The 25237-nt window shown below is 50.2% G+C and carries 27 protein-coding genes and 1 pseudogene; 16 read left to right on the forward strand and 12 right to left on the reverse strand.

The features are described from left to right. Positions 1–38: 38 nt before the first annotated feature. A complete protein-coding gene (locus tag DPO_RS24705; protein WP_083912082.1) occupies positions 39–173 on the reverse strand; it encodes an MBL fold metallo-hydrolase in 135 nt (44 codons plus the stop codon). Between the two features lie 150 nt (positions 174–323). Here DPO_RS24705 and cfa point away from each other — a divergent pair, with 150 nt between their 5' ends. Both cfa and DPO_RS18960 read left to right on the forward strand, forming a co-directional pair. Next, positions 324–1445: a cyclopropane fatty acyl phospholipid synthase gene (cfa, locus tag DPO_RS18955; RefSeq protein ID WP_006967959.1), complete on the forward strand. Its 1122-nt coding sequence runs from the start codon at positions 324–326 to the stop codon at positions 1443–1445. Between the two features lie 8 nt (positions 1446–1453). Further along, complete coding sequence (locus tag DPO_RS18960; RefSeq protein ID WP_006967960.1) at positions 1454–2431, forward strand: NAD(P)/FAD-dependent oxidoreductase; 978 nt, start codon at positions 1454–1456, stop codon at positions 2429–2431. Here the strand turns inward: DPO_RS18960 and DPO_RS18965 are convergent. From DPO_RS18965 to DPO_RS18975, 3 genes are read right to left on the reverse strand one after another with little or no spacing between them, the layout of a single operon-like run. Beyond that, on the reverse strand, positions 2428–2763 hold the full coding sequence (locus DPO_RS18965) for a 4Fe-4S dicluster domain-containing protein (protein WP_006967961.1): 336 nt from the start codon (positions 2761–2763) through the stop codon (positions 2428–2430). The two genes, DPO_RS18960 and DPO_RS18965, sit on opposite strands and share 4 nt — an antisense overlap. A 5-nt stretch (positions 2764–2768) precedes the next feature. Further along, positions 2769–5207, reverse strand: a complete 2439-nt coding sequence (locus DPO_RS18970; protein WP_006967962.1) for a molybdopterin-dependent oxidoreductase — start codon at positions 5205–5207, stop codon at positions 2769–2771. Between the two features lie 16 nt (positions 5208–5223). Continuing rightward, positions 5224–6006 carry an IclR family transcriptional regulator gene (locus DPO_RS18975; protein WP_006967963.1) on the reverse strand — a complete coding sequence of 261 codons (783 nt, stop codon included), beginning with the start codon at positions 6004–6006 and terminating at the stop codon, positions 5224–5226. Between the two features lie 183 nt (positions 6007–6189). On the opposite strand from DPO_RS18975, the gene DPO_RS18980 reads away from it, so the two are divergent. The 4 genes from DPO_RS18980 (at position 6190) to DPO_RS18995 (ending at position 9751) form a co-directional block, all read left to right on the forward strand. Further along, complete coding sequence (locus DPO_RS18980; protein ID WP_006967964.1) at positions 6190–6813, forward strand: class I SAM-dependent methyltransferase; 624 nt, start codon at positions 6190–6192, stop codon at positions 6811–6813. A 61-nt stretch (positions 6814–6874) separates the two neighbouring features. Beyond that, a complete protein-coding gene (locus DPO_RS18985) occupies positions 6875–7177 on the forward strand; it encodes a helix-turn-helix domain-containing protein (RefSeq protein ID WP_006967965.1) in 303 nt (100 codons plus the stop codon). Beyond that, the gene (locus DPO_RS18990; protein ID WP_006967966.1) at positions 7178–8395 is read left to right on the forward strand and encodes a type II toxin-antitoxin system HipA family toxin; all 1218 of its coding nucleotides are present in this window, start codon (positions 7178–7180) and stop codon (positions 8393–8395) included. Positions 8396–8470: 75 nt separating this feature from the next. After that, the gene (locus DPO_RS18995) at positions 8471–9751 is read left to right on the forward strand and encodes an O-acetylhomoserine aminocarboxypropyltransferase/cysteine synthase family protein (protein ID WP_006967967.1); all 1281 of its coding nucleotides are present in this window, start codon (positions 8471–8473) and stop codon (positions 9749–9751) included. 12 nt (positions 9752–9763) lie between these two features. Here DPO_RS18995 and DPO_RS19000 read toward each other — a convergent pair whose 3' ends face one another. Together DPO_RS19000 and DPO_RS19005 are read right to left on the reverse strand one after the other, a co-directional pair. Next, complete coding sequence (locus DPO_RS19000) at positions 9764–10384, reverse strand: LysE family translocator (RefSeq protein WP_006967968.1); 621 nt, start codon at positions 10382–10384, stop codon at positions 9764–9766. Continuing rightward, complete coding sequence (locus tag DPO_RS19005; RefSeq protein WP_040012088.1) at positions 10381–11241, reverse strand: ribonuclease H-like domain-containing protein; 861 nt, start codon at positions 11239–11241, stop codon at positions 10381–10383. The genes DPO_RS19000 and DPO_RS19005 overlap by 4 nt, the downstream gene beginning before the upstream one ends. 179 nt (positions 11242–11420) lie before the next feature. Here DPO_RS19005 and DPO_RS19010 point away from each other — a divergent pair, with 179 nt between their 5' ends. Continuing rightward, positions 11421–12803, forward strand: coding sequence for an ATP-binding protein (locus DPO_RS19010; protein WP_006967970.1), 1383 nt, complete (start codon positions 11421–11423; stop codon positions 12801–12803). 63 nt (positions 12804–12866) lie between these two features. Here the strand turns inward: DPO_RS19010 and DPO_RS26190 are convergent, their stop codons facing one another. After that, entirely contained in the window at positions 12867–13826 is a 960-nt protein-coding gene (locus DPO_RS26190; RefSeq protein ID WP_006967971.1) for a YecA family protein, read from the reverse strand. A gap of 234 nt (positions 13827–14060) precedes the next feature. Continuing rightward, positions 14061–15749 carry a CBS domain-containing protein gene (locus DPO_RS19020; RefSeq protein WP_006967972.1) on the reverse strand — a complete coding sequence of 563 codons (1689 nt, stop codon included), beginning with the start codon at positions 15747–15749 and terminating at the stop codon, positions 14061–14063. Between the two features lie 236 nt (positions 15750–15985). Here DPO_RS19020 and DPO_RS19025 point away from each other — a divergent pair, with 236 nt between their 5' ends. Both DPO_RS19025 and DPO_RS19030 read left to right on the forward strand, forming a co-directional pair. Beyond that, complete coding sequence (locus DPO_RS19025) at positions 15986–16228, forward strand: DUF6364 family protein (protein WP_006967973.1); 243 nt, start codon at positions 15986–15988, stop codon at positions 16226–16228. After that, positions 16225–16656, forward strand: a complete 432-nt coding sequence (locus tag DPO_RS19030; protein WP_006967974.1) for a PIN domain-containing protein — start codon at positions 16225–16227, stop codon at positions 16654–16656. Before DPO_RS19025 ends, DPO_RS19030 begins: the two co-directional genes overlap by 4 nt. Before the next feature lie 46 nt (positions 16657–16702). Here the strand turns inward: DPO_RS19030 and DPO_RS19035 are convergent, their stop codons facing one another. Beyond that, positions 16703–16954 carry a DUF2442 domain-containing protein gene (locus tag DPO_RS19035; protein ID WP_006967975.1) on the reverse strand — a complete coding sequence of 84 codons (252 nt, stop codon included), beginning with the start codon at positions 16952–16954 and terminating at the stop codon, positions 16703–16705. 3 nt (positions 16955–16957) lie between these two features. Then, on the reverse strand, positions 16958–17257 hold the full coding sequence (locus tag DPO_RS19040; RefSeq protein ID WP_236609998.1) for a DUF4160 domain-containing protein: 300 nt from the start codon (positions 17255–17257) through the stop codon (positions 16958–16960). A gap of 67 nt (positions 17258–17324) precedes the next feature. On the opposite strand from DPO_RS19040, the gene DPO_RS19045 reads away from it, so the two are divergent. Beyond that, positions 17325–17645, forward strand: a complete 321-nt coding sequence (locus DPO_RS19045) for a hypothetical protein (RefSeq protein ID WP_040012089.1) — start codon at positions 17325–17327, stop codon at positions 17643–17645. A gap of 78 nt (positions 17646–17723) precedes the next feature. Here DPO_RS19045 and DPO_RS19050 read toward each other — a convergent pair whose 3' ends face one another. Continuing rightward, entirely contained in the window at positions 17724–18260 is a 537-nt protein-coding gene (locus DPO_RS19050) for a gamma carbonic anhydrase family protein (RefSeq protein WP_006967977.1), read from the reverse strand. Positions 18261–18598: 338 nt separating this feature from the next. Here DPO_RS19050 and DPO_RS19055 point away from each other — a divergent pair, with 338 nt between their 5' ends. From DPO_RS19055 to DPO_RS19085, 6 genes are all read left to right on the forward strand, one after another. After that, positions 18599–19444 (forward strand): nitroreductase family protein, encoded by an 846-nt coding sequence (locus DPO_RS19055; RefSeq protein WP_006967978.1) that lies wholly within the window; start codon positions 18599–18601, stop codon positions 19442–19444. A 118-nt stretch (positions 19445–19562) separates the two neighbouring features. After that, the gene (locus DPO_RS19060; protein WP_006967979.1) at positions 19563–19811 is read left to right on the forward strand and encodes a DUF433 domain-containing protein; all 249 of its coding nucleotides are present in this window, start codon (positions 19563–19565) and stop codon (positions 19809–19811) included. After that, a complete protein-coding gene (locus tag DPO_RS19065) occupies positions 19808–20179 on the forward strand; it encodes a DUF5615 family PIN-like protein (protein WP_006967980.1) in 372 nt (123 codons plus the stop codon). The genes DPO_RS19060 and DPO_RS19065 overlap by 4 nt, the downstream gene beginning before the upstream one ends. Before the next feature lie 211 nt (positions 20180–20390). Then, complete coding sequence (locus tag DPO_RS19075) at positions 20391–21068, forward strand: hypothetical protein (protein ID WP_006967981.1); 678 nt, start codon at positions 20391–20393, stop codon at positions 21066–21068. Positions 21069–21289: 221 nt separating this feature from the next. Further along, positions 21290–23071 carry a hypothetical protein gene (locus DPO_RS19080; protein ID WP_152427738.1) on the forward strand — a complete coding sequence of 594 codons (1782 nt, stop codon included), beginning with the start codon at positions 21290–21292 and terminating at the stop codon, positions 23069–23071. 19 nt (positions 23072–23090) lie between these two features. Beyond that, positions 23091–24797 carry a hypothetical protein gene (locus tag DPO_RS19085; RefSeq protein ID WP_006967983.1) on the forward strand — a complete coding sequence of 569 codons (1707 nt, stop codon included), beginning with the start codon at positions 23091–23093 and terminating at the stop codon, positions 24795–24797. Positions 24798–24985: 188 nt separating this feature from the next. Here DPO_RS19085 and DPO_RS19090 read toward each other — a convergent pair. Beyond that, a pseudogene (locus DPO_RS19090) lies at positions 24986–25237 on the reverse strand (ISNCY family transposase); the annotation flags it as partial.

Below are 25237 nucleotides of genomic sequence, written 5' to 3' on the forward strand. Positions count from 1 at the left end.
ACAGGTACCTTAAAGGTCCCTGTGGCAGACAAAAATGGTTATACCACCTCACCCCCGCTGTTCATCCACGCGGACACGGGAGAGCCTTCCATATAACAGATCTCCGCCCCGGTGCGGGATTTGAATTCCTGGTTTCCGCTGACATGGTCCGCATGAATATGGGTGATTTCCATGCCGTTTTTGCGCGCCGGATCCCACAGGAGCGGTCAGGCCAAAGATTTGATTTTTTCCAAGAAACTGTTTGAAAATCCGGCTGGATTCGCTATAAACCAGCTACATGCTTCTTTGCGCAAACCAGACAAGGAATTACATGGAGGAACACAATGAAGTTGGGACAGGCCAGAGAATTATTTTCAGAGATGATGAATCATGCCGGCATCCGAGTGAATGGGGACCGGCCGTTTGATATCCGGATCAAAAACGATCAATTTTTCCAGCGGGTGACGTCATCCCCGGCTTTGGGTCTGGGTGAGTCTTATATGGATGGCTGGTGGGATTGTCCGGCACCGGATCAGTTCATTGAAAAAGTGCTTCGGGCCAATCTTCTCAAACAGATCAAACAGGACCGGATCACGGCCTGGAACGCCCTGATGGCAAAGATTTTCAATCTCCAGACCATTAAACGGGCATTTACCGTGGGCAAACAGCATTATGATATCGGCAATGATCTGTATCAAATGATGCTGGGCAAACGGATGCAGTATACCTGCGGGTACTGGAAAGACGCCCGGAACCTGGACGAGGCCCAGGAGGCCAAACTGGAAATGATCTGCCGGAAACTGGCACTGGCACCGGGAATGAATGTTCTGGAACTCGGGTGCGGGTTCGGCGGATTTGCCCGGTATGCGGCTGAAAAATATCAGGTGTCCGTGACCGGGTTCACCGTGTCGAAAAAACAGGCGGAATTCGGCCGGGAATACTGCAAAGACCTGCCCGTGGATATCCGGCTGGATGATTACCGCAATGCCAGAGGCACTTATGACCGCATCCTGTCCATCGGCCTGATGGAGCATGTGGGATTTAAAAACTACCGGACCTATATGGAACTGACCCGCAACCTGCTTAAAAAAGACGGCATCGCGTTCGTGCATACCATCGGCGGAAATATCACCACCCGGATCTGCAATCCCTGGACGGCCAAATACATTTTTCCCAATTCCGTGCTGCCGTCCATTTCCGAACTGGGAAGAGCCATGGAAGGGCTGTTTGTCCTGGAAGACTGCCACAATTTCGGGGAAGATTATGACAAAACCCTGATGGCCTGGTATGACAACTTCAAGGCGGCCTGGCCCAAGCTCAAAAACCGGTATGACGACCGGTTTTTTCGGATGTGGGAATATTACCTGCTCAGTTCCGCCGGCGGGTTCCGGGCCCGGTCCATGCAGCTGTGGCAGATGGTGCTGACCCGGCCCGGCCGGCCGAAACCGGACTGCCGGATCTCGTGAGGCCGGCCATGATTCAGACGGATGTGATCATTGTGGGCGGGGGCCCGGCCGGATCCGCCTGTGCGGCGCGCCTCAAAGACAGCGGCTTGGATGTGAGGATCCTGGACAAACAGGCCTTTCCCAGGAACAAACTGTGTGCCGGATGGATTTCACCGGATGTGTTCACTGACCTTGGGTATTCCCCTGACGATTATCCCCATGCATTGACCCGGATACACCGGATTCACTTTCATCTTTTCAGGATTCCCCTGCCTGTAAAAACCCGCCAGTATGCAATCCGGCGCATCGAGTTCGACCACTGGCTGCTCCAGAAGGCCGGGGTGCCCGTGCACACCCATGCCGTAAAAAAAATTCAAAGAATCCGGTCCGGGTATGTCATTGATGACCAGTTTGAATGCCGGTACCTGGTCGGGGCCGGCGGCACCCATTGCCCGGTGCGGCGCACTTTTATGGAACCTGTGCCGTCCCGTCCGGAAACCGCCCGCATCGCCGCCGTGGAAAAAGAGTTTCAAGGCTTTCAACGGGTCCGGAAGTGTCATATCTGGTATCTGGAAAAAGGCCTGCCCGGATATGCGTGGTACCTGCCCAAAAAAGGCGGGTGGATCAACATCGGCATCGGCGGCAAACAGCACGGCCTGACCGCCCGGAAAACCACCATCATGAATCACTGGCGCACATTTGTGGCCCGCCTGATGGATAAAGGCTTTCTGGACCAATCCCCGGGCAATCCCTCCGGGCATACCTATTATCTGCGGCATGCACCTTATCACCGGAAAGGTTTGGAAAACGGCATGCCGGAAAATATGTTTGTCATCGGCGATGCCGCCGGCCTGTCCACCCTGGACATGGGGGAAGGCATTCATGCGGCCGTCCAGAGCGGCATTGCCGCGGCAGACGCCATTATTGCCGGCCGTCCCATGCAGGTGAGCCACATCTCCCGGTTCAGCCTGCCGGGCCTGGTGAAGTCCGGATTCCGTTCCGCTTAACCCTTGGTCCAGAGGATCGCTTTGCGTTTCTCCGGAATCTGCTGCTGCAGGTCTTCGAGTTTTCCAAAAGTCAGGATGTTGGCCATGCAGTGTTTGACACATGCGGGCGCCATGCCCTGCTTCACCCGGCCCGCACAAAACACGCACGCCCGGGTGAAGGTGGGAATATAGGTGATAAACAGCTGGTCATTGGGCAGCCGGTGGATGAATTCCTGGACTTCCACCCCGCCGGCCCGGCCCGCAGGCCGGTGATATTCCTGCTTGCAGGCCACTTCGCAGCTTTTGCACCCCGTGCAGTATTCATAATCGATGAGCATTGCATATTCTGACATGATTCTTATCCTTTCGCCTTGTATACCCGGCACAACATGCTTTTAATGGGCGCGCCCAGCCCGCCTTTGCCTTCATTGGACATGGGAATGAGCTGGTTGACGTTGACATCCCACACCCCGAACAAAGAGGGCTCGGCCCCTTGTTTTTCCGGAAACCACCACCCATGCTCGGCCATGACCACATCCGGATGGATGATGGGGGTGGTCATGGCCGTGACCGTGATTTTTCCCAGCCAGTTTTCCACGCACACTTTTTCCCCGTTATGGATGCCCAGTTTTTCCGCGGTATCGGGATGGATTTCCAGCACGGGCTCTTTCTGCTGTTCTCTGAGCCAGGGAATCTGCCGGTGTTCCGAATGGAAAAAAGGCCCCATCCGCCGGCCCGTGCACAGAATCAAGGGATATTTTTTGAAAAGATCCGGGGTGCTGACCGGGCTGTAGGGCGGTTCTTCATGGTATGGCATGGGGGCAAGTTCCCATTTTTCCAGCCATGAAGAATACAGTTCCACTTTTCCGGAAGGGGTCCTGAATCCGGGTTTGCCGTCCGGCCGCAGCAGTCCTTTTTCATGCCGGGAATAGGGTTTGCTGGGATGGCCGTCCGGCGGCATGATCCAGGTTTTTTCCTGCAAGTCCTTATAGGTCATGCCCGAGGACGCCAGCAGGCTGTCAAACAGATCATGGACCGATTCATAGGGAAAATCCTTCATGAACCGCTTGGAAAGCTCCAGGTTGATCTCAATGTCCGACTTGCATTCCCCCACATCCACGGTTTTCTTGATGGCCTGGAGCGGCACCCACCAGGCTTTAAGGGAATCTTTTTCCAGGAAACTGGCCGCCGGCAGGATCACGTCGCACAGCATGGCCGTCGGCGTCATGAAAAGATCTACGCACACGGTGAAATCCAGCTTTTTGATGGCATCCCGCCATTTGCCGGGTTCCATGCCCGTGCAGGCAATGGGGTTGGCCGTCTGGATCCACATGCCCTTGATCGCATAGGGATCGCCGGAAAAGATCTGTTCCAGCACTTTGTCCGGCTGGGCCCAGGCCCTGAAATCCTTGATAGGACCGTAGTCGTTCATGCCGATGCGCTTTTTGGCCACCTCTTCAGGCAGGCTCAGAATCGCGCCCCCGGAATGATAGGGATAGGTCACCACATCACAGGCATACCGGGCAATGGCATTGCCGCCGGGGACATCCAGGTTCCCGGTCATGCACCACAGATGGTTGATGGCCTGGGACGTGGGAATGGTGGAGGGAATGGTGTCGATGGGAAGCCCCCAGTGCAGGGCGGACGGCGCGCTTTTCGCATACATCCGGGCCCCTTGAACGATTTTGTCCGCCGGCACCCAGGTGATTTCCGACACCTTTTCAGGGGTATAGGCGGCCGCGTTTTCCTGGTACCGGGTCCAGACGGTTTTAACGGCGGCAGCGGATCCGTCCGCCAGGGTCACGCTGAATGCACCCGTCAAAGACGGCGCTGTGTCCGGCTTTTTATAAGACTGATCGTTGGAATCCCACACCACAAAGTCGCCCGAGGCAGCATCATGCACCACGAAATTCTCATCTGATCCGCCGGCCCGGATATGGCTTTCCCGCAGCAGTAAAGGTCCTGCATCCTTTTCCATGACCAGGAACGGGGCATTGGTCCATTTTTCCACAAATGACTTGTCCCAGAGGTTTTCCTTCAAGATCACGTGGATAAACCCCAGGGCCAGGGCCGCATCCGTGCCCGGCCGCAGCTGAAGCCACAATTTGGCCCGGGACGCGATCCAGGTGCACCGGGGATCGATCACCATCAGCTGGGTGCCTCGTTTCATCAGATCCACATACCAGTGTCCGAAAAATCCGTCCGGACAGGTGGCCGGCAGGTTCTGGCCCCAGATGGTCACGGTTTCCGGGATCTTGTATTTTGGATCATCATACCGTTTTTCATGCCACTGGGACGCGTCCACCACGGCAAAATCCCCCTGGGTGATGGACATCATCATCAGCCGGGGGGTATAGCAGGAGATCCCGGAAAGCCCGAACATCCAGTTGGGACTGCCATAGGCATAGGCCAGCATGGAGATCCATCCCCCGATATCCCGGCCCGTGCCCTGGTGGAAGATCACGGATTCAGGCCCGTGATCTTCCCGGATTTTTTTCATTTTTTCTTCAATGAGATCAAAAGCCTCGTCCCAGGAAATGGGCGCGAACTTTCCCTCTCCTTTTTTTCCCACCCGCTTCAGCGGCGTTTTCAAACGGTCCGGATGATACATGTACTGGGTCATGGACAGGCACCGGGAACACAAGCGGCCCTGGTTCCAGGGATGGTCCGGGTCTCCTTCCACCTTGATGACCTTGTTGTCCTTGACATGGACCAGGACCCCGCATCCGCCGTGACATCCCGGTCCCGGCGACCACGTGGTGGTTTTAATAATCTTAACCCCATCTTTCCGGCTCATAACTCCTCCTTGGTTTTTATATGGATGCACCGGCCTGGCGGGAGATCCACCGGCCCATGGCCGCGACCTTTTCTCCCATGGCCGGAATTTCATCTTGTCCAAACATCCCCGCAAGCACCACCCCGGCAAAAACAGTATTCTTGTGATCGAACACCGGGGCTGCCACGGCACGGATCCCGGGCGTCATGGATTCATTGTCCACGGCATACCCGTTTTCCCGGCACCGGACAAATTCCGCTTCCAGCCGGGCCCGGTCCGCCCGGGTGTTTTCCCCGTAAAAATGCAGGGGCTGTGATGTCAGAATCTTTTCTCTGGTTTCATCATCCATGGCCGCCACAATGGCCTTGCCATGGGCCCCGTGGGTGATGTGAAAACACTGGTTCTGGCGAATGGTCAAAGACACCATTGCATTGCCGTCATATTTCCCGACCACGTAAAACCGGTCGTTTGAAACAATGCCCAGCAGCACTGTGCCGGCGGTTTCATCAGCCAGGGCCTGGAGATGGCCCCTGGCTGCCGCATGGATATCCAGGTTGTCAATCGCCCTGGCTCCCAAGGGAATCACGGCAGGCCCCAGTGAATACGTCTTGCTGATTTCATCCCGGACGACAAACCCGTATTCACTCAATGAATTCAATATGGAATACCCTTTGCTTTTGTGAATGCCGACGGCCTCACAGATCCGGGTCAGGGTCATGTCCGTTCCCGGTTGGCTGCCCAGGTACAAAAGGAGCTGGGCCGCCTGGCTCACCGCCGGGGACAAAGGCCGGGCAGGCGTGATTCTCTTTTTTTGATCCATCAGGCGTTCCTTTTTCGAAAACGATCCTTTTTATTCTATATACAGAATTCGATTCCTTATATAGAATAATCACCCGGGCCATGTCAAGATGAATCATACTTAAAATCTCGACCGGGATTCTCAATCTTGTCTTGTTTGTTCCCCGTGTGATACACTGGATAGCAACCAAGGAAACCCATAGACGTGCCTGACACCACAATCACATACTATACCACCCATGTCAAAGACTTGGTTAAGCGCTATGAATCCGCGGATGTGCCGGATCTGCACGCGCTTCTGGCGGATAGCTTTCCCCACGGCGCCCGGCTCCTGGAACTGGGATGTGGATCGGGCAGGGATGCCGCGTTCATGCTGGAAAACGGATTTGATATCACGGCATCGGACGGGGTTCAGGAGATGCTCAATGCAGCGGCCGCCTGCCACCCGGTCCTTGACGGCCGCCTGCACCGCATCCGGCTGCCCGGGGAGCTGACCCCGGCTTTGGGCGTTTTTGACGGGGTGTATGCCGTGGCCACCCTCATGCACCTGACCCGCCCTGCCATCCAGGTTGTCTTTTCCAGAATTCATCGAATCCTTGTTCCCGGCGGCCGCCTGTTTTTCTCCGTGCCCCTGCACAGAGACGATGTGGCGGCCGATGAATTCGATGCCCAAGGCCGCCGGTTCACCCCCCTGACCCATGCCGAGTGGACCGGCCTCTGCCGCCGGGCCGGGTTTGACATCCTCACATCCACCCCCACATCCGACGGGCTGGGCCGGAAAACCTTTGCCTGGCTCAACTGCCTGGCCGTGACGGACAAAAAAAAATAATTTTAAAAATATCAAAAAATATAATTTGTATTAACCATAAAATTAAAGCATAATACAAACTATGATTGATGCTATAGAAAAAACCGCCTTAAAAAATCTGGGCCAGCGATTGAAAACCGCCCGGCTGGCGCGGAATGATTCCCAAAAAGAATTTGCCTGGCGGATAGGGGTCTCCATTCCCACCCTGCAAAACATGGAGCAGGGCAAACCCACCGTAGCCATCGGCACCTGGATAAAAGCCCTGAACATGCTTGACAGGCTCGATGATCTGAACCATTTGCTGGCCCCTGAAGAATCGTTGTTCGCCCAACACGAACGGATCAAACAACTTTCCGGCCGGCAACGTGCCAGGAGGAAAAAATAATTGCTTCATCTGGATGTCATCCTTATTTTTCCAACCCGTTTGAAAATAAAATGCGGCGAAATCATTACGGGAACGCCTGATCCCAACGGCAGAATCAAGGGAGCATTCCGTTATACCCCTGAATATTTGCAGCATCCGGATGCATTTCCGCTGGACCCTGTCAACCTGCCGCTGAATCCAAAAGAGTTCTTATCCAATCGACCCCAGGGGATTCACGGGGTGTTCGAAGATGCCCTGCCCGATGACTGGGGCAGGAAAATTCTGGCCCGCAAAGCGAATCTCACCCTTCGGGAACAGACAGAACCCCGATTTCTGGAAGCGCTTGGAAACAATGGAATGGGGGCGTTATGCTTTGAAACCGGCCATCCAGTCAAGGCACAGGATCCCAGTGCCGATATTGTGACCCTGGACAAACTGCTTGAACTGGCATTGAAATATGATGCCGGCGAATATCTGAACGATCAGGAATTCGCCGCATTGGCATTATGCGGCAGCTCTCCCGGTGGCGCCCGCCCAAAATCACTGGTGCGAGACAAAGACAATACCCTGTGGCTTGCAAAATTTCCCAGACACAACGATCCCGTTCATGTCGAACCCATAGAAGCTGCCACACTGGCACTTGCCCGGAATGCAGGCTTGAACATACCTGAATTTAAACTGATCCCTGTGGGTTCCCGCAACACGTTACTGGTAAAACGATTCGATGTAGCAGACACCGGCGGCAGATATCATATGATCAGCATGAAAACACTGTTGAACGCCTCATATTATGCCTGGTACACGGATATTTTCAAGGCAGTGAAAAAATACAGTACTCAGCCGTCGATCGATATTCCGGCGCTGTTCCGGCAAATGGTGTTCAACGCCGCCATCGGCAATACGGATGATCATCTGAAAAATTTCAGCATGCTTCACAAAGAAACCGGGTTGTGCCTGTCTCCCGCCTATGACCTGCTGCCTGATATCCATGGAAAACGATCCCATTCATTGTCATTTCCCGAAGGCGCTGGAGAATTCGCGCCTGACAGATCTCCATTTCTGAGATTTGGCGCAACTCTGAACATCAAAAATCCGGATCACATCATCGATTCGATGATCCGGGAAGTATCCGCCTGGCAGGATATTTTTAAAGAATATGAAGTACCAGATCCAGATATTCAGAAACTTGCCGGGGACATCAATTACCGACTGGCGCAATTAAATAAGAGAAACAGGTGATCTGCACAGCAAAAAATGCCATAATGCCCTTTGATAAACATTTAGCCCAAAAATTCATGACGAAAGGACTGCCCCATGACCCACAAATTCAACACCCTGGCCCTTCATGCCGGCATTCACACGGATGACACCCTGTCCCGGGGGGTGCCGGTTCACCGCACCACGGCTTACCTGTTCAAGGACACGGCCCACGCTGCTGACCTGTTTGCCTTAAAAAAACTGGGCAACATCTATTCCCGCCTCCAGAACCCCACCCAGGATGTGCTGGAAAAACGGGTGGCGGCCCTGGAAAACGGGGCCGCGGCCCTGGCAGTGGCCTCGGGCACGGCCGCGATTTTCTACACCATCATCAATATCTGCGGCCACGGGGATGAGGTGGTGTCCACGGCCAACCTGTACGGCGGCACCATCACCATGTTCTCCCACATGCTGCCGGAAATGGGTATCAAAGTGCACTATGTCCATCCGGACAAAAAAGACGACATCGAACAGGCCATCACCCCGGCCACGAGATTGTTGTTCTGCGAAACCATCGGCAACCCGTCCCTGGACGTGGTCAACATCCGGAAAATGGCGGACATCGCCGACAAACACCATCTGCCCCTGGCCGTGGATTCCACATTCACCACGCCGTACCTGATCCGGCCCATTGAACACGGGGCCCACATCGTGATCCATTCCCTCACCAAATGGATGGGGGGCCACGGCACGGCCCTGGGCGGCATTGCCGTGGACAGCGGCACGTTTGACTGGACCGATGCCAGATTCCGGCTGTACAATGATCCGGACCCCTCCTACCACGATCTGCGGTTTGCCCATGATCTCGGGGATTTAAACCCGCTGGCGTTCATCCTGCGGATGCGGGTGGGACCGCTGCGGAATTTAGGGGCCTGCATCAGCCCGGACAATGCCTGGATGTTTTTGCAGGGGATCGAAACGTTGGGACTGCGCATGAAACAGCATTGTGAAAACGCTCAGGCCGTGGCAAAATTCCTTTCGGATCACCCGGCCGTGGCCTGGGTGAGATACCCGGGACTGCCCAGCGATCCTTCCCATGACACGGCCACATCCCAGTTTGAAAACGGGTTCGGCGGCATGGTGGTGTTCGGGCTCAAATCCGGCCGAAAAGGCGGGGAAACATTCATCAACAGCCTGCACCTGTTCTCCCACCTGGCCAATGTGGGAGACGCCAAAAGCCTGGCCATCCATCCGGGTTCCACCACCCATTCCCAGCTGTCAGATGCGGAACTCATCGAAGCCGGGGTCACCCCGGACATGGTGCGGCTGTCCATCGGCATCGAGGACATTGACGACATCCTGGCGGACCTGGATCAGGCCATTAAAGCAGCCCGATGAGGCCGGTTCCGGCTATTTTTTACTGACCGCCAGTATCCCGCCGGCACAAAACAGAATCACGGCCGTGACCCGGTTCTGAACCCGGGCCAGGTTCCGCCGGCGCAGCCATTTAAACACCCTTGCACCGAACAGGGCATAGGCCATGGCGCTGCTGCCCTGGATGACAAAAAAACTGGCCGCCAGAACCAGAAAATGGGCCGTGTAATGATCCGGGTGGATAAACTGGGGAAACAGCACCGTGAACACCAGCACGGACTTGGGGTTGGACATGCCCGTGGCAAATCCTAAGGAAAACTGCTTGACCGGGGAGACAGGCAGGCCCGTGTGGGTCATTTCCATATCCCGGATGGACTGCCGCCAGTTTTTGATCCCCAGCAGGACCAGGTAGAAGACACCCACCCACTTGATCGTGTTGAATACCACCGTGGAGTTCTGGACAATCACCCCAAGCCCCAGGTACACCACCACCATCTGGACCATATAGGCGGCCGACCCGCCGAAAATACCCGGCAGGGTCCGGTAAAACCCGTGCTTTACGCTGGAGGACATGGAAAACATGGTCATGGGCCCCGGCGTATAGGCAATGGCCGTCATCATCACAAAAAAGGTAAACCACGCGCTTAACGGCATCATCGATCCATATCCTGAAAAAAATTCACCTGAAACTTCTGCCGGATTCTCTCGATGGTTGACCGGTCCGGTTTGAACGGAATGTCCGGGATTCCGGGCATGGGCAGGGCATGGGTCCGGCTGAAAGGCGTATCTTTCAGTTTCATGTTGTAGGCCAGAACCATCAGGGTCTCCAGGTTCACCACATCCTCGATATTGTATGCCAGCAGGGTTTCCAGGGCCTTGATATTGCCGGTCTGCTGAAACTCCCGCCACAACAGGACCGCAAAAAACCCGTCCACCCCGTCCAGATCCCCCCGGTCCAGGCCCAGGGCTTTTTCACACATCTTCAACCCGCCGCCGTATCCCAGGCTTTTCAGCACATACCGCAGATCGATATGCGCATGGGCCATTTCAATACCGAAATACTTCTCGATAAACGGCACATCAAAGGTTTTGCCGTTGTAGGTGACGATTACGTTGTACCGGCCGATATCCTCCATGAACGCATCCAGATTTTGTCCCTGGACATAATAGTTGATGGATTCCCCGTCATACAGGGCAATGGTGGTGATCTCGCTTCCGAACATATCCATGCCCGTGGTTTCGATATCCATGAATGCCGTGGTTTTCCTGAACTGCGGAAAAAACCGCCAGTGTTCCCCGGCCGGCAGATGATCTGCAAAATAGGCCGGGTTGTTTTTGTCCAAGTGCTCACAGGATTCCGCCATGCACGCGGCAATGCGCATCAGACTTCTGGCGGGAATATCACAGGCATCCACCGAACCCACCTGGTGCCAGTCCAGCAGCCCCGCCGTCCACAACCGCTTTTCCGTGACCGCCCCGACCCCCGGTATATGAATAAATGAATTGATCAGCATGTCTCTCACCTTTCGCATTTCAAAATCAAAACGCAGTATAACAGATTGATTGCATCCGGCAATCATGTTCTTTCTATGGTTATTGTCAAAGGAGGCGGCATGACACCCAGAAAATCATGCTATTGACAACACCCCCTTATTTTATTATTTATTACATAAAAATATGGGGGTATTTTATTATGATGTATCGTTCGGCAGAAGCCAATCTTGAAACCTGGATCAACAAATCAAACCGGAAACCGCTGGTCATCAGAGGTGCCCGCCAGGTCGGAAAATCCACACTGGTAAGACAATTTGCCAAAAAACTGAAAAAAACCCTGATCGAAATCAATCTGGAACGGCACCTGTTTCTGGATGATATTTTCAAAACCCTTGACACAGATTCTGCTTTAAGAGAAATCGAAGCATTGAGCGGCATACCGGTTACCACCCCCGGCGCTATCCTTTTCCTTGACGAAATTCAATCGACACCGCACGCGCTCCAGCTTCTGCGCTATCTGTATGAAGAAAAAAAAGAATTGCCCGTCATTGCCGCAGGATCACTCCTGGAATTCACCCTTGCGGACCATTCATTTTCAATGCCGGTCGGACGTATCGAATACATGCATCTGGGCCCCATGACGTTCACTGAGTTCCTCCGGGCTGCTGAGCCGGCCTTAACCCGATATGTAGAGGAATTTTCCATGACATCCTCCTTACCGGCGGCAGCCCATGAAAAACTCAAAAAAGCCCAGCGCAAATATGTGTTTACAGGCGGCATGCCGGAAGCCGTGCAGGCCTGGTGTGAAAGCGGCTCCCTCAAAGATGTGGGAGATGTTCACCGGTCCATCTCGGAAACGTATGAAGATGATTTTTCCAAATATGCCCAATCCCGCCAGCTGGTACTCATGCAGAGAGTCTTCAGAACCATCCCGAGAATTGTCGGAAATAAGGTAAAATACAGCAACATCTCCCGGGAGCACCCCTCCGGAAAAATAAAGGAGATCCTGGATCTTTTGTCAAAAGCAAAAATCTGCCACAGGGTGCATCACAGCCATTGTTCCGGTCTTCCATTGAACTCAGACATCAAAGACACGGTTTACAAATTGCTGTTCATGGATATCGGGCTGATGAATCATATCTGCGGCAATGACTGGACCTATCTGCAATCTTTTCCTGACCGTGATCTTGTCAATGAAGGCGCCATTGCCGAACAGTTCATCGGCCAGCACCTTTTGACAGCTCAGAAAAATTCACCATCCCTGCATTACTGGGTCAGACAGGCCAGAACAGCCAATGCAGAAATCGACTATGTCATTTCCCACGGCCCGTTGATCATCCCCATTGAAGTCAAATCGGGAAAAAGCGGATCATTGAAATCGCTGCAACAGTTTGCTACGAAAAAAAACATCTCCCTGGCTGTCAGGTTTGACCTGAATCCCCCGGGCCTCCAGAAAACCGCCCACGGGATCAGCACGGAAAACGGCATTGAAACGGCCGGCTTTTCCCTGCTTTCCCTGCCGTTATACCTGGTGGAAGCACTGCCGAAGGTGTTGGATGAAATCCGGGAACAAGCCCGATAAAGGGCTCAGCAAAATTGCCATGTACCGGCCAATATCCTCCATGAACGCAGACAGATTGTTTACTCAACGATGATCCCATTCATTTCGGATCTCTTTTTGCCACAAAACCGAATCTATTTTTTCCCTGGACAGGACACCGGATGTTTTCCCGGCGCTGGCTTTTCCAAAACAGCATTTTTTATATTTTTTCCCGCTGCCGCAGGGGCATGGGTCATTTCTGCCGACTTTTGATGATTGTGCCGGCTGTGCGGGTAAAAATTCCTTTTCCCGGCACTTCTGGTAGATGTATTTCAGTTTTTCATGCCTGATGCGAAGGGTCCTGTAAAAATCAGGATGTCTTTCTTCAATGGCTGAGCGGACAGCCGCCAGGGTTATTGAGCCAGGCAGGTCTTCATCCGTCTCCCAGCGCTTTTTGGTATATATCAGCTTCAAGGCGAAAGATGCTTCCGTCGCAGTTTCTGCTTCTGTTTCCGGCAGAATATCCATAACAGTATGTGTACATGAGCAGCCCGGCAGCAGGCAGAACTGGTCAAAAATCAAATATTCCCGGTCATTAATGGTAACACGCATCTGGTTTCCATAGGGCAGCACATCGTTGTACGCATACATCAATCCGTCCCGCTCCACGGCTTCGTAATCAAAAAAACCTTCAAAGCCTTCCAAATCTGCTGATTCACTGATTTTATTTTTGTACACCAAAAATTTTTTTTCCAGAAATGTAAAATCCTCGTCACCCAACTGCGACAAAAACAAATCAGCAAATGCTGAATCCTCCGGGTTTGCGGACCTGTCTGACGGAAACGTGTATTTTTTTTCAATCAGATCGATTTCAATTCTGCGGGAAGACAAAGGCGAATTCTGCCGGGTGTTGTCCTGAACCGGTGCCAGAATAACGTCCACTGTTCTGCAACTGCAAATCGGATTTTTGCATACTTCAAAAATACACCCATAGGTTTTCTGGATTCCATCCTCCAAAATGAGGGCAATATATTCTCCGGTCTCTTTATCCTGTTGAAACACCATATGTTGTCTGCCTCCAAAAAATTATATGAATTATCTTTCCAGCACGACCTGCTTTCCCCATCTTTACGCCTGGTGGAAGCACTGCCGGAACTGTCGAATGAACACCGGGTATCTCACCGTCTGTTTTACCCCCTATTCCAAAACAGTCAAGGCTATTTTGGAATAGGGGGTAAAATAGTCATATGCGTCACATCCATGATCATATCCTAAAGGACCTGAACGGGAAAATGGTATTCACCGTCTGTTTGATTCCGCGTCCTGGTACAGGTGCGTGGACAATACCTCATTGTGCCGCACCATGCCCAACAGTTTTTTGGGATCATTTTTGTCCACCACCACCAGCCAGGTGTTGCCGGAATGTTTCTTAAGGGCCGCCATGGCGGTTTCAATGGAGTCGTCCGGGGTCAGCTTCAGGGGGACGCGCGTGGCAATGTCCCCGGCCACCACGATATGCCGGAGACCGGGTTCAAAAAGGGTGTCCGCGATATCGGTATACTTGATCACCCCCACCAGTTCATTCTGCCTGTTGACCACGGGCAGCTGATCATAACGGGAATGCCCCAGTGCTTTCAGGACCTCGTCAAACGGGGTGTCATTGGGGATCGGTTCCACATTTCGCCGCATGATATGGGAGACGCAGATACCGGCCCGCTGGCCGGCGGCCCCGGAAAGGGCGATCCCAAAGGCATCTTTCACCTGGTGCACAGCCAGGCCCAGGCCTTCGGTGAACCCCACAGGACTCCGCAAGGCCATGAGATTGAGCACGGTCACCTCACCGGCATTCACCAGGGACCACCGTGTCAGAAAAGGTCCGGCCACCTCGAACACCACCACTGCCGCCAGCACCACCGTCTGGATGCTTTGCCCTGGGCCGGGCCAGGACCGGGCCAGGGTGCCGGCAAGCCCGATGGCCAGGCCTGCCTGGGCCAGCATAGCAGGCCCCAGCCATCTCTTCTGCACATGGGAGGCACCGGCGGCAAACGCCCCCAGGGTGCAGCCGAAATACTTGCCCCCACTCCGCAGCACCACATACGCCGCACCGATCCATCCCATATACACCAGGGATTCCAGGTGAAGTTCCGCCCCCGCCATAATGAAAAAAAGCACATACAGCGGATAGTCAACCACTGACAGGTCTTTGATGGTCCGGTCCCTGAACGGAGACGCATTCACGGTGGCCACACCGGCGAAAAGCGTGGCCAGCATGGCAGACACCTCCAGAAACCCAGCCAGGCCCACACTGATGAACACGGCGGCCAGAACCAGAATCTGCCGGTCCACCTGGCGGGTCAGCCGCTGGTCCATCACGGCGGTCAAAACACCGATACCGATGCCCAGCCCCACGGGAACGGCCAACTGATACACTGTTTTTGAAACAGATCCTGCCGCATCGGGCAGCAGGTTGCCCAACAGGATAAAAACGACAATGGCCAGCAGGTTGTTGATGCCGATCAAGGGCAGGATGGTGTCTGTCAACGGACCCTCGGACTGACACTCCCGTATGACCATCTGGGTGGCGGCCGGTGCCGTGGTCACGGACATCACGGCCAGAAATCCGGCCACCAGAACGGACCGGCTCAGCAGATAGGTGCCCGCCCCCACCAGCAATGCCGTCAGCCCGATTTCAAAGGCGCTGACAACAAACAGCCCTGACCCGATTTTCCGCACTGCCTTGAGGCTGAAACTGCCGCCGATGGTGAACACAATCAACCCCAGGATCATATCATGGACCGGGATCAGGGCATGAAACTGCCCGGTGGTAATCACCCCGGGTAGACCCAGCACCCCGCCCACAGAGGGGCCCGCAGCCACGCCCACGGCCAGATAACCCGTGACCCGGGGAATCCCCAGAGACGCACTGATCCGGCCGGCACCCAGGGCCAGGAGATACAAAATTCCCAGAGACAGCAGCACAGGCAGCATGGTCCTCCTCCATTGTTTCGCTGTTCAACAAACAGCGCTGATATACTACCGTTCCCCGGGAAAAAACACCAGCCTGGTTTGCGAATTCCGGAAAAGTCATTCGGATCTGATACCCTCCCGGTCTTCAGGTTTTGGTTTGATTCGATTTTTTCATGACATTGTATTTGACAATGGATCTGATGCGACGTATATTAATAATAATATTATACGTCAAGCATACAATGAGGTGAAAATATATGAATACCAAACTCACACTCCGGCTTGAGGAAAACCTGATCAGAGCTGCTAAAAGACATGCCGGCACACTTGGCAAATCGGTTTCTCAAATGGTTGCTGATTATTTTTATCTGCTGGACACCCATTCTATGGATAACAAACAACCACTCACGCCCATCGTGGCATCGTTGAGAGGGTCCTTGAAGGAATCCGGTGTTGATGAAAAAACGTATAAAAGATATCTGGAAGACAAATATCTGTGAAAATTCTTTTTGATACCAATGTGGTTCTTGATGTCATGCTTGACCGGGAACCCTTTGCAGAACCGGCAAGCGAACTGATGTCTCTTGTTGAAAGCAAAAAAATATCAGGATTGCTGTGTGCCACAACAGTGACCACGATCCATTATCTATCCACCCGGGTGCTGGGATCAGCCAAAGCGCAGAATCAAATCAGGGATCTTACCATGCTTTTCGAAATCGCCGCTGTCAACAGAACCGTGATTGAAGACGCTCTTATTTCAAAATTTTCAGATTTTGAAGATGCTGTATTATATCAAGCCGCCCGCCATGCAGGAGCAAAAGCGATCGTTACAAGAGATTTAAAAGGATTTAAAGGATCTGAGCTGCCAATCTACAGCCCTGTTGAAATGCTTACAGCACTTCAGCTGTCAAATACCCGGGGTGACTGAAGCAGAAAAAATCATGCAGCAGGACAAAGATCTTCTCCGTGAGCTGTCAAACCGCTTCTGGCACACGTAGCTGCTCATACAAAAATTCAGGGGCAATGTCAGCACCGTTGTCCCAGAACAGCGTCTTAAATTCAGGATGAATCTGAAATTGGCAAAAAATGTCTTTATTTCTTAAGGGCTGAAACATCGGCCCTTGCAACACATCCTTCAGATCAACGGTTCCCGCTTTACCATCTGCAAAACGAATAAAAACGATATAATCTCGAACATATTTTGCGTCCACGACTTCAGGGATCATAGCTTACTCCAACGGCTTAATTTTCTTGGGATACTGGCCCGACTGAATTGCAGTCCAAGCCTCTAAGAGTTCATCCTGGTGCTGTTCATACCATTCTAAAACAAGCCGCATGGCTCTTTTCGGAAAAAAACCGCGCACCACGCCGGTCTGAATATCAACTGTGATCTGGTATTCTCCATATACTGCATGAAAATGGGGCGGTGCGTGATCCTGTGGGAATATACCAATCACAATTCCTAAAAATCGACAAAGTTCTGGCACATCATGACTCCGATGATACAAATTCACACCAAACTTAATCATAGGCTGTCATATACTGGGTGTTATGTCAATGAGCACATGGAAATATATGGGTGTCCTAAAGGAAAAAATGACCATTATGGAAACGCTGGAAAAAGCCATGAGCGACGATGTGTTGGGCAGTTTGTTCCCAAAAACATTGTGCAGAAAGTACCGATATGCCAGACAAATATTATTCAATGATGTGGTATTTCATGCGGGAGCGGTTGAAATGAAAAATGGGTTCGGCCGGGTTGACAGCTGGCGAAATATCCTTTCAAACGAGATCTGCGCCATGAGCCGGATGGAACCTAAAGATTATGCGGATATTCTCTATATTGCCGAAGACATATTGAAAGGCCGGGAAAACCGGATGAAGCATCTTTTCAAAAACAGCCCGGGCGGACAATAAGGAATTTCTGCTGCCGCCTCTTTGAAAGAACTGTCAGGCGGATGGACCCGGACAAAAGCCGCCGAATTCCAGGCATATTCACTTTATCTCATAAAAAGAGCCGGGGGACAAAAATGACCGCGCGCTTTCCAGATAGCTGTCTGACATGGCACGGATGCTTTCGGCAAGCTGTTCCGGATTGTCATAGGTCTTTTTCACCTTTCCGGGCGAACCGGTGACAAGGGAATGAGGCGGTATCACGGTGTTTTCCAGCACCACCGCACCGGCTGCGATGACCGAGCCTTCTCCGATCACTGCCTGGTTCATGATGACAGCACCCATGCCGACAAGGCAGCCGTCTCCAATGGTACATCCGTGGATCACACTTCTGTGGCCGATGGTGATGCCATGGCCGATGGTCAGGGGAATGCCTTCATCCGCGTGGCACATGCACAGATCCTGGATATTGGTTTTTTCGCCAATGGTGATCGCGTCCAGATCTCCCCGGATGACCGTCTGAAACCAGACGGAAGAATCTCTGCCGATGCGGACATTGCCGATGATCTGGGCCGAGGGGGCGACAAACACGGATGGGTGAATCCGGGGAGTATGGGCTTTAAACGCGTACAGTGGCATGGCGGTCCTTTTTTAATAACCATCATGGCCTGAAAGACCACAACAAAACATAATGATAAAAGCATCAGCGCCAAGTATCCGCTTAACACTTAACACTTAACACTTAACACTTCATAAAATATTATATCCGTTATCAAGAAAATAACAAGCCGGTTGAAGACCGAAAATTTTCCGTGACCTGTCAAACCGGTGAGCCGGACATATCTCTCCCTGTCTTGTCATTTCCAATCTTCATATGGTATGATTTATTCTGAATCCAGGAGAGAAGGAAACGCTGGAAAAAGCCATGAGCGACATGGACAACAATGAATTCTTCATCAACCCGGACTGGAGTAAAAATGACCCTGTTTACAATCGACCATGAAAAATGCGACAAAGACGGCATCTGCGCGTTAGAATGCCCGGCCCACATTATTGAAATGACAGACAACGGTCCGGTTCCCTCAGTGGGCGCCGAAGAGATCTGTATCCGGTGCGGCCATTGTGTGGCCGTGTGCCCCCGGGGAGCCTTTACCCTGAATTTTCTTTCCCCGGAAGAGTGCATGCCCGTCAAAAAGGAACTGGCCCTGGATGCCGCGCACACGGAGCATTTTTTGCGGTCCCGCAGGGCGGTCAGACGCTACCGGGACAAACCCGTTCCCAGGGATCTTTTTGAAAAAGCGCTGGGCATTGCCTGTTGTGCGCCCACAGGCAGCAACCGCCAGGAAGTTCAATGGCTGGTGATCGACAACAAAGACGATGTAAAAAAAATCGCGGCCCATGTGATTGAATGGATGCGGCATCTGGTAAAAACCCGCCCGGAACTTGCCTTGCCGTTGAACATGCAGACCCTGATCCAACACTGGGAACAAGGCAGTGACAGGATCTGCCGGGATGCCCCCCAGCTGGTGTTCGCCCATGCATCCAATGAATTCGGCAGCGCCGCCGCTGACTGCCATACGGCACTGGCCTACCTGGAACTGGCCCTGCCCGGATTTGGCCTGGGTTCCTGCTGGGCCGGATATGTCAACTATGCAGTGGGCCAGTGGCCGGCCCTTGCAGATTTTTTGTCTTTTCCTGAAAACCATTCCTGCCACGGAGCACTCATGGTTGGCTTTCCAAAATTCAAATATTTCCGTGCCCCCAAAAGGAACAATCCGGTTGTCCGGTACCATGGTGAACAGCATTTTCACAAAATATTTTGACTCTCCTGAAAATATAGGATAATTTTGTAAATGGTAAACGCTGACGAGGCTGCTTTCTAACAGTTATCACATAAGCCTTATCAAAAAAAAATGATTCAAAAAATTGAAGAGTACGAGCATGGATACAAATGAAAATCTGCTGTCACGAATCACCATTAATCCAAATATTATGGTGGGCAAACCAACGATAAGGGGCATGAGAATCACTGTTGAGCAAATACTCAGGGCACTTTCCAGCGGGATTACCGAAAAAGAACTGCTTGAAGAATATCCCGAACTTGAGAAAAAAGATTTCCAGGCTGTTTTTGCATATGCGACCAATTTGGTAGAAGAAGAACAGATTTTTCCAGTTCACATTTCTGCATGAATACCAGAGAATTAAAATTTCTTGTGGATGTCGGAGTAGGGAAAGCAATAGAAGATTATCTCCAATCAGAAGGTTATGATATAAAAGCTGTTCGTAATATTGATCCCTGCATGAAAGATGAGGACATCATCCGAACCGCGTTTTGGGAAAGCCGTATGGTAATAACAATGGACAAAGATTTTGGAGAGCTGGTATATCATTCTTCAATGGATCATTGCGGCATTTTGCTGCTTCGACTCGAAAATGCAGTCAGTTACAAAAAATTGAAAGTGGTACAATTCATTATGGAAAACTATTCTGATCGATTAAAAAATTGTTTTTGCGTTTTCCAAAATGATAAATTCAGAATCAGAAAAATAGCCCGATAGAATTTCCCAATCCATTGACTTAAAAACCACGTTCCAGACACACCCCTGGCCATTTCACCCCTTTATTGGCTGGTGGAGACAAGTCCAGCCAGGAAAAAGATATTGACAAAGCCCGGGCACTGTTGAAAAAAAGCTGTCCGCAAACGGCTTCTCCTTCCATGCCCCGGCCTTCCGCGGCGCCCTGTTCGTCAACCCGGACACCAGCCAGGCCGTGCTCCTGGATCACCGGATCTGTGACTCCCGGTATCCGTTTGCCTATACCCTGTACACCAAGGAGCAGAATGCCCTGATGCACAAATACCGGGGAGTGTTCCGGTTCATGGCCGACACCCAAGACGACCTGGCGGATGCGGCCCGCACCCTGGACCGCCTGCTGAACCGGGAGTTTGCTGAAGACGGCATCCAGACAAAGGGCCGCCACCGGAACTGGCACGACATCGACCCCACCATGCCCGAGGCCCTGTTCGAGCAGGCATTTATCGACTGCTACGGCCGCAGGGCCCTGGACCGGGTGATCCGGGAGTTTCCCGTCATCGACATGAACGGCCACACCCGGTGGGTGGATTATTTCATCCGCACCCGGACCGGGGACCTGGCCATCGAAAAAAACGGGGAACGATTCCACCACCCCATCCTCATCGGCAAAGACCGGTACGCCCGCCAGCTCATCAAGCAGAACTCGCTGGCCGCTTACGGCATCAAGGTGTTCCGCTGGTCCATCCAGGGCATGACATCCACGGACAATTTCCTGGATGAGATGAAACTGTTTTTCGGCGATCCCGGCGATTTTCTGCTGGGCCAGAAGATCAGCGTATCCCGGGGATTCTCCCTGTTCCACCACCAGGCAACTATAGCTGTTTTTTTTCTTGCCTTACTTGTCCCACCCTGATACAGGTACAACGTGTTGTACCTGTATCAGGGTGGAGATAATATTTTTAATTATGGAGGATTGGTTATAGTTTGGTTAACAAAAAGCAAATTCTTATCCCCATCCCTTCCCTCCCTCTCTCGAAAAGCAGGCAGAAGATGCTGGATGACCCGGATTATCAGTACAAATTCAGATGATGAGTGTGTAAACCCTTGACTGATCTGACTGAAGAATAAAACATAGTGATCAACCTGATCAAGCATATTCACGAGCAAACACCCTGGCTTTACAATAGACGTTTTCGGTTTTCAGTACTGGTTGGATTGCTGGCGATGCTGGCACAAGCGGTCCCTATCGATTGGGTTCGTTGGTGTGGATTGATTTTGTTGCTGTCATCAGTCCTTTTGGTGTTTGATGCTGTTTTCCTGTTACCCCATGAAAAACAACGATTAAAAAAAATCAGAAAACACATAGGCACGCTAGATATAGACAAGGCAAAAAAACTTTTGTCCTGCCCTGTTTGTTTGCCCAGCGTGCCGTTTTCAATCCAGAGAAGGTTTCTTCAAGCCAGAGCTGGTTTATATCAAAAAGATCTGCTGGGGGCCTATAATGCGGTCGTTTCCGCAGGCAAATACGATCTTCTCCCAAAAGAGGCGGTGGAATATCGTTGCCTGAAAGGCCGTATTTATTGGGAAGCCGGAAATGTCCGTGATTTCATTCAGTTGTTTGAAAATGAAAAGATCGACCCACTGAGCCGGAACACTTCAACATCCCTGGCAGTGTTGAAAAGTCACTGGTACGTTGCCAAAAAAGATTTATTGAACGCAAAACAGGTATTAGAATCTGTTATTGCCACAAAGATCGATAAAGAGACAAAAATTCTATTGTACAATGAACTCGCTGTTTTTGAAGGACGTTCGGGCAATAAAGAAGAACAGATATCCCATCTTTACAGAGCTTTTGAATTATTAAAAAAACAGCCTCAGCCGATCTATTATGAATCGGTTATCCACAACCTGGCTATCAATTTATTGCGCGAGGAAAGAAGAACAGAGGCCCACCAGGTAATGCAAATTTATCGCAATCTCATTGATTTGAAAAATGTATGGCAATGTCTGTTTTTTTGCAACGATCAACTTCTGTTTGCCAGAGAAACGGGCAGTCAGGAAATGATTGACAAGGCCCATATCTTTAGAAAGAAGCATCTGACAAGGAGGCTTCCGGCTTTGCAGGAAATTGCGTTACGTATTTCTGAATTGACAATGGTCAGAAATGATCATCAGAACATGCCCCATTATTTTGATCATGTCCTCAGTTTGGTGGAGGATATTGATCAATTGCCGCCTAACGAACAATTGCAGGCTTTTCTGAAAATCACAGAAGATATTCGTTTTGAGTATGAAAAAAAAGTGCGATTGGGTGATAGTGCCCGGGATTTAAAGCGGTTAGATGATTTATATGCCAATGTTGCCGATCGAGCCATTGCACTTAAAAGTGTGATAGAAAAAGAGCTCCAGAAAATCCCACCAGCATTGCCTGAAATACGTAAGCAATGGATGCTGCATCGTCATAACTTATTGAAATTGAAATCTGGAATGGAAAAAGGGATAAATAAATCCGAGCTTCAAAAAATTTTCAACAATCTGGAAGAAATGGCAAGGCTTTGGAAAGACAAAGAATATGACCATGGCGAAATAGAAGCATTACTTATCATTTGCGATGAGTTCATAGCTTTTCGGAAGATTTTAAAAGGGCCGTTTCACAATGATTTTATCTCCAGAGCTTTGAACGCTTATCAGGCTGCAGAAAATCTTTTGAAAGATCGTCTGGAGATGCCTGAATTTCAACAATATATGATTAGAATGGCTTATTTTGCATTAAATTTGGGTATTGGGGAGAAGACTGTCTTTTTTTGGTTTCAAGCGGCCCATAAACACCCTTTACAGATCAGGCATTACGCAGAGTGGTTTCGACAGCAATATTTAGAAGTTCAAATATTGCTGAAAAACAATAGACAAAGGTGACGTTAAAGGGGATTCAAAAATGAAATCAGATTTTGTTATAATTGGATTGACCGGTGCTTTGGGAAGTGGTTGTTCAACCATAGCGAAATTTTTGTCCAAATCGCTTTTAAATTATAAAAAAGACATTCAAAGTATCAATGAAGCAGTTGAGTCCCAAATAGGAAAATATTACAGAGCATTAAAGGGAAAAGAAAACAGGTACAATTCGAGGATGCAACATTTTGATCAACAATTTCAAGATGTTTTCATAGAACCTGAGGATCTGTATCATGCTGTTTTAGATCAGGAAAAATTAGATACAACTGAAAAAAGGTTGAAGATCCTTAACAGACAATTACGGGCTCTTTTGTTGAAAAGGAAATTGTTTGACTATTACAGTTCAGTTGACTGGCCTGATTTTAAAAATATTTCAATGTCAACGTTAATAATCAAACTGGTTGTGGAGCAGAGCATAAAGAAGGGTTCTGAAAAAATAGGCGAATCAGATGAAGTATTAAGATATTTGAAGTCAGGTAATGACTTTCTGTCGGGAGCAAAAGATCAGATCCTCCGTTTTGCCGAAGAAAATATCAACATCATTGACCAATACAATAACCTGTCATCTTACAAAAATTATGGTGATCTGGATAATGGGCTTTTTTGCAAAGAAATAGACCAATTCTTTCATGGATTGGTATCTCTGAAAAAGAAAATTTTAGAATCCAAAGATGTTGGACCTGAATGGTTGCAGGATATGGGAGACAATCTAAGAGGCACTGGAAATGCTTTTAGACCATATAGACCTGAAGAAAAAAAGAAATTCAATCATTTAGATATCTTGGCAGATGAAACCAACAAATTGATTAAATTTTATCGAAGAAGATTGGATGGAAAAAGAAAGAACCATTTTGTCATTGATTCTTTCAGGAACCCTGAAGAAGTTCAATTTTTCAGGAAAAGATATGGTTCATTTTTTCTTTGTTCATTGTATGCCAATAAAGGATTAAGAAAAAAAAGATCTGGAGAATTTTTAACGGATCGATGTGAAAAAAGAGACCGTGGAAAATACAAAGCGACAATCGACCTCCATAAACAAAATGTCCCAGATTGTGTCCTGCTTTCAGATTACGCAATTAACAACGACAGTGATGATGATGCCTATAAAAACAAAATGATCAAATTGCTGTGTTTAATCGACAAACCCGGCCTTGTTTATCCCTCAGTTGAAGAAGTGTCCATGAATTTGGCATATAATGTCAGTTTGAGGTCAACATGTATCTCAAGACAGGTAGGAGCTGTTATTACGAATAGCGATGGATTCGTAATAGCTACAGGATGGAATGATGTTGGATCTGGTCAGTTGGGCTGTTCACTCAATTGTATCGATGATTACACAAAATACTCAAACTCAGATAGCCTGCTTTCTGTTTGGCGGGATAAATACTACGAATTCAGGAAAGACGGGTTATTTGATGATTACCAACCAAACAGCTATTTTTGTTTTAAAGATATTGAATCCAAATCGTTTTCATCGAAAAAAATCGATAAAGCATATAAAAAGTTTTGTAATAAACAACGATTTGAAAAAAATATTCAAAATTCTTCCCATGAAGAATTACTATCATTTATCAAGCAGAACATTTCGATTAAACGATTAGAATACGCAAGAGCGTTACATGCAGAAGAAAATGCTATTTTACAGGCAGCCCGCTTCGGAGGTGTGGGAATATCTGGTGGTACTATCTAGTGGCTGGCCGGAAACCCCGATTTTGAGATTTTCCGGGGCACATGCCTGACAAAATTTTCAATTGTTGGTCCTCCTGCTATCACAAACCGGGGAAAGTGCTTTCATGATAGTCGTTTTTTGACGACTTTCCCATTTTTCGGGCACACCTGTAGTGTTTGACGTGCTGTTTTTGATGCAATGGCCTGTTTTTAAGCGGCTTTGCGCTGTTCAAACCGTTGCAGCTGTTTCAATCCTTTTTGTTGTATATTATGCCCCATGATCTGGAGGTTTCTTGCCAGAACAGACAGGCCCACGTATCTTTTAAATCCTTGAATACCATGATCCGGGCATCTGTCCAGACCATGATTTTCCAACCCGTTTATAGCCGATTCAACCGCTGAATGTTTTCTTTTAAAACGAATAAAATCCTTTGCTGTTTCTTCTTCACATTCAGCCTTGTT

It is taken from the genome of Desulfotignum phosphitoxidans DSM 13687 (assembly GCF_000350545.1).
In the GTDB taxonomy this organism is placed as follows: Bacteria; Desulfobacterota; Desulfobacteria; order Desulfobacterales; family Desulfobacteraceae; genus Desulfotignum; species Desulfotignum phosphitoxidans.

Excerpts from the sequence above, each read along its gene's own strand:
- DPO_RS19035 (WP_006967975.1), bottom strand. The coding sequence starts at position 16,954 with ATGATCCCTGAAGTCGTGGACGCAAAATATGTTCGAGATTATATCGTT.
- DPO_RS19055 (WP_006967978.1), top strand. The coding sequence starts at position 18,599 with ATGACCCTGTTTACAATCGACCATGAAAAATGCGACAAAGACGGCATC.
- DPO_RS19085 (WP_006967983.1), top strand. The coding sequence starts at position 23,091 with ATGAAATCAGATTTTGTTATAATTGGATTGACCGGTGCTTTGGGAAGT.
- DPO_RS18965 (WP_006967961.1), bottom strand. The coding sequence starts at position 2,763 with ATGTCAGAATATGCAATGCTCATCGATTATGAATACTGCACGGGGTGC.
- DPO_RS19025 (WP_006967973.1), top strand. The coding sequence starts at position 15,986 with ATGAATACCAAACTCACACTCCGGCTTGAGGAAAACCTGATCAGAGCT.
- cfa (WP_006967959.1), top strand. The coding sequence starts at position 324 with ATGAAGTTGGGACAGGCCAGAGAATTATTTTCAGAGATGATGAATCAT.
- DPO_RS18995 (WP_006967967.1), top strand. The coding sequence starts at position 8,471 with ATGACCCACAAATTCAACACCCTGGCCCTTCATGCCGGCATTCACACG.
- DPO_RS19045 (WP_040012089.1), top strand. The coding sequence starts at position 17,325 with ATGACCATTATGGAAACGCTGGAAAAAGCCATGAGCGACGATGTGTTG.
- DPO_RS18975 (WP_006967963.1), bottom strand. The coding sequence starts at position 6,006 with ATGGATCAAAAAAAGAGAATCACGCCTGCCCGGCCTTTGTCCCCGGCG.
- DPO_RS18970 (WP_006967962.1), bottom strand. The coding sequence starts at position 5,207 with ATGAGCCGGAAAGATGGGGTTAAGATTATTAAAACCACCACGTGGTCG.
- DPO_RS18985 (WP_006967965.1), top strand. The coding sequence starts at position 6,875 with ATGATTGATGCTATAGAAAAAACCGCCTTAAAAAATCTGGGCCAGCGA.
- DPO_RS19010 (WP_006967970.1), top strand. The coding sequence starts at position 11,421 with ATGATGTATCGTTCGGCAGAAGCCAATCTTGAAACCTGGATCAACAAA.
- DPO_RS26190 (WP_006967971.1), bottom strand. The coding sequence starts at position 13,826 with ATGGTGTTTCAACAGGATAAAGAGACCGGAGAATATATTGCCCTCATT.
- DPO_RS19060 (WP_006967979.1), top strand. The coding sequence starts at position 19,563 with ATGGATACAAATGAAAATCTGCTGTCACGAATCACCATTAATCCAAAT.
- DPO_RS18960 (WP_006967960.1), top strand. The coding sequence starts at position 1,454 with ATGATTCAGACGGATGTGATCATTGTGGGCGGGGGCCCGGCCGGATCC.
- DPO_RS19020 (WP_006967972.1), bottom strand. The coding sequence starts at position 15,749 with ATGCTGCCTGTGCTGCTGTCTCTGGGAATTTTGTATCTCCTGGCCCTG.
- DPO_RS19065 (WP_006967980.1), top strand. The coding sequence starts at position 19,808 with ATGAATACCAGAGAATTAAAATTTCTTGTGGATGTCGGAGTAGGGAAA.
- DPO_RS24705 (WP_083912082.1), bottom strand. The coding sequence starts at position 173 with ATGGAAATCACCCATATTCATGCGGACCATGTCAGCGGAAACCAGGAA.
- DPO_RS19040 (WP_236609998.1), bottom strand. The coding sequence starts at position 17,257 with ATGATTAAGTTTGGTGTGAATTTGTATCATCGGAGTCATGATGTGCCA.
- DPO_RS19000 (WP_006967968.1), bottom strand. The coding sequence starts at position 10,384 with ATGATGCCGTTAAGCGCGTGGTTTACCTTTTTTGTGATGATGACGGCC.
- DPO_RS19005 (WP_040012088.1), bottom strand. The coding sequence starts at position 11,241 with ATGCTGATCAATTCATTTATTCATATACCGGGGGTCGGGGCGGTCACG.
- DPO_RS19050 (WP_006967977.1), bottom strand. The coding sequence starts at position 18,260 with ATGCCACTGTACGCGTTTAAAGCCCATACTCCCCGGATTCACCCATCC.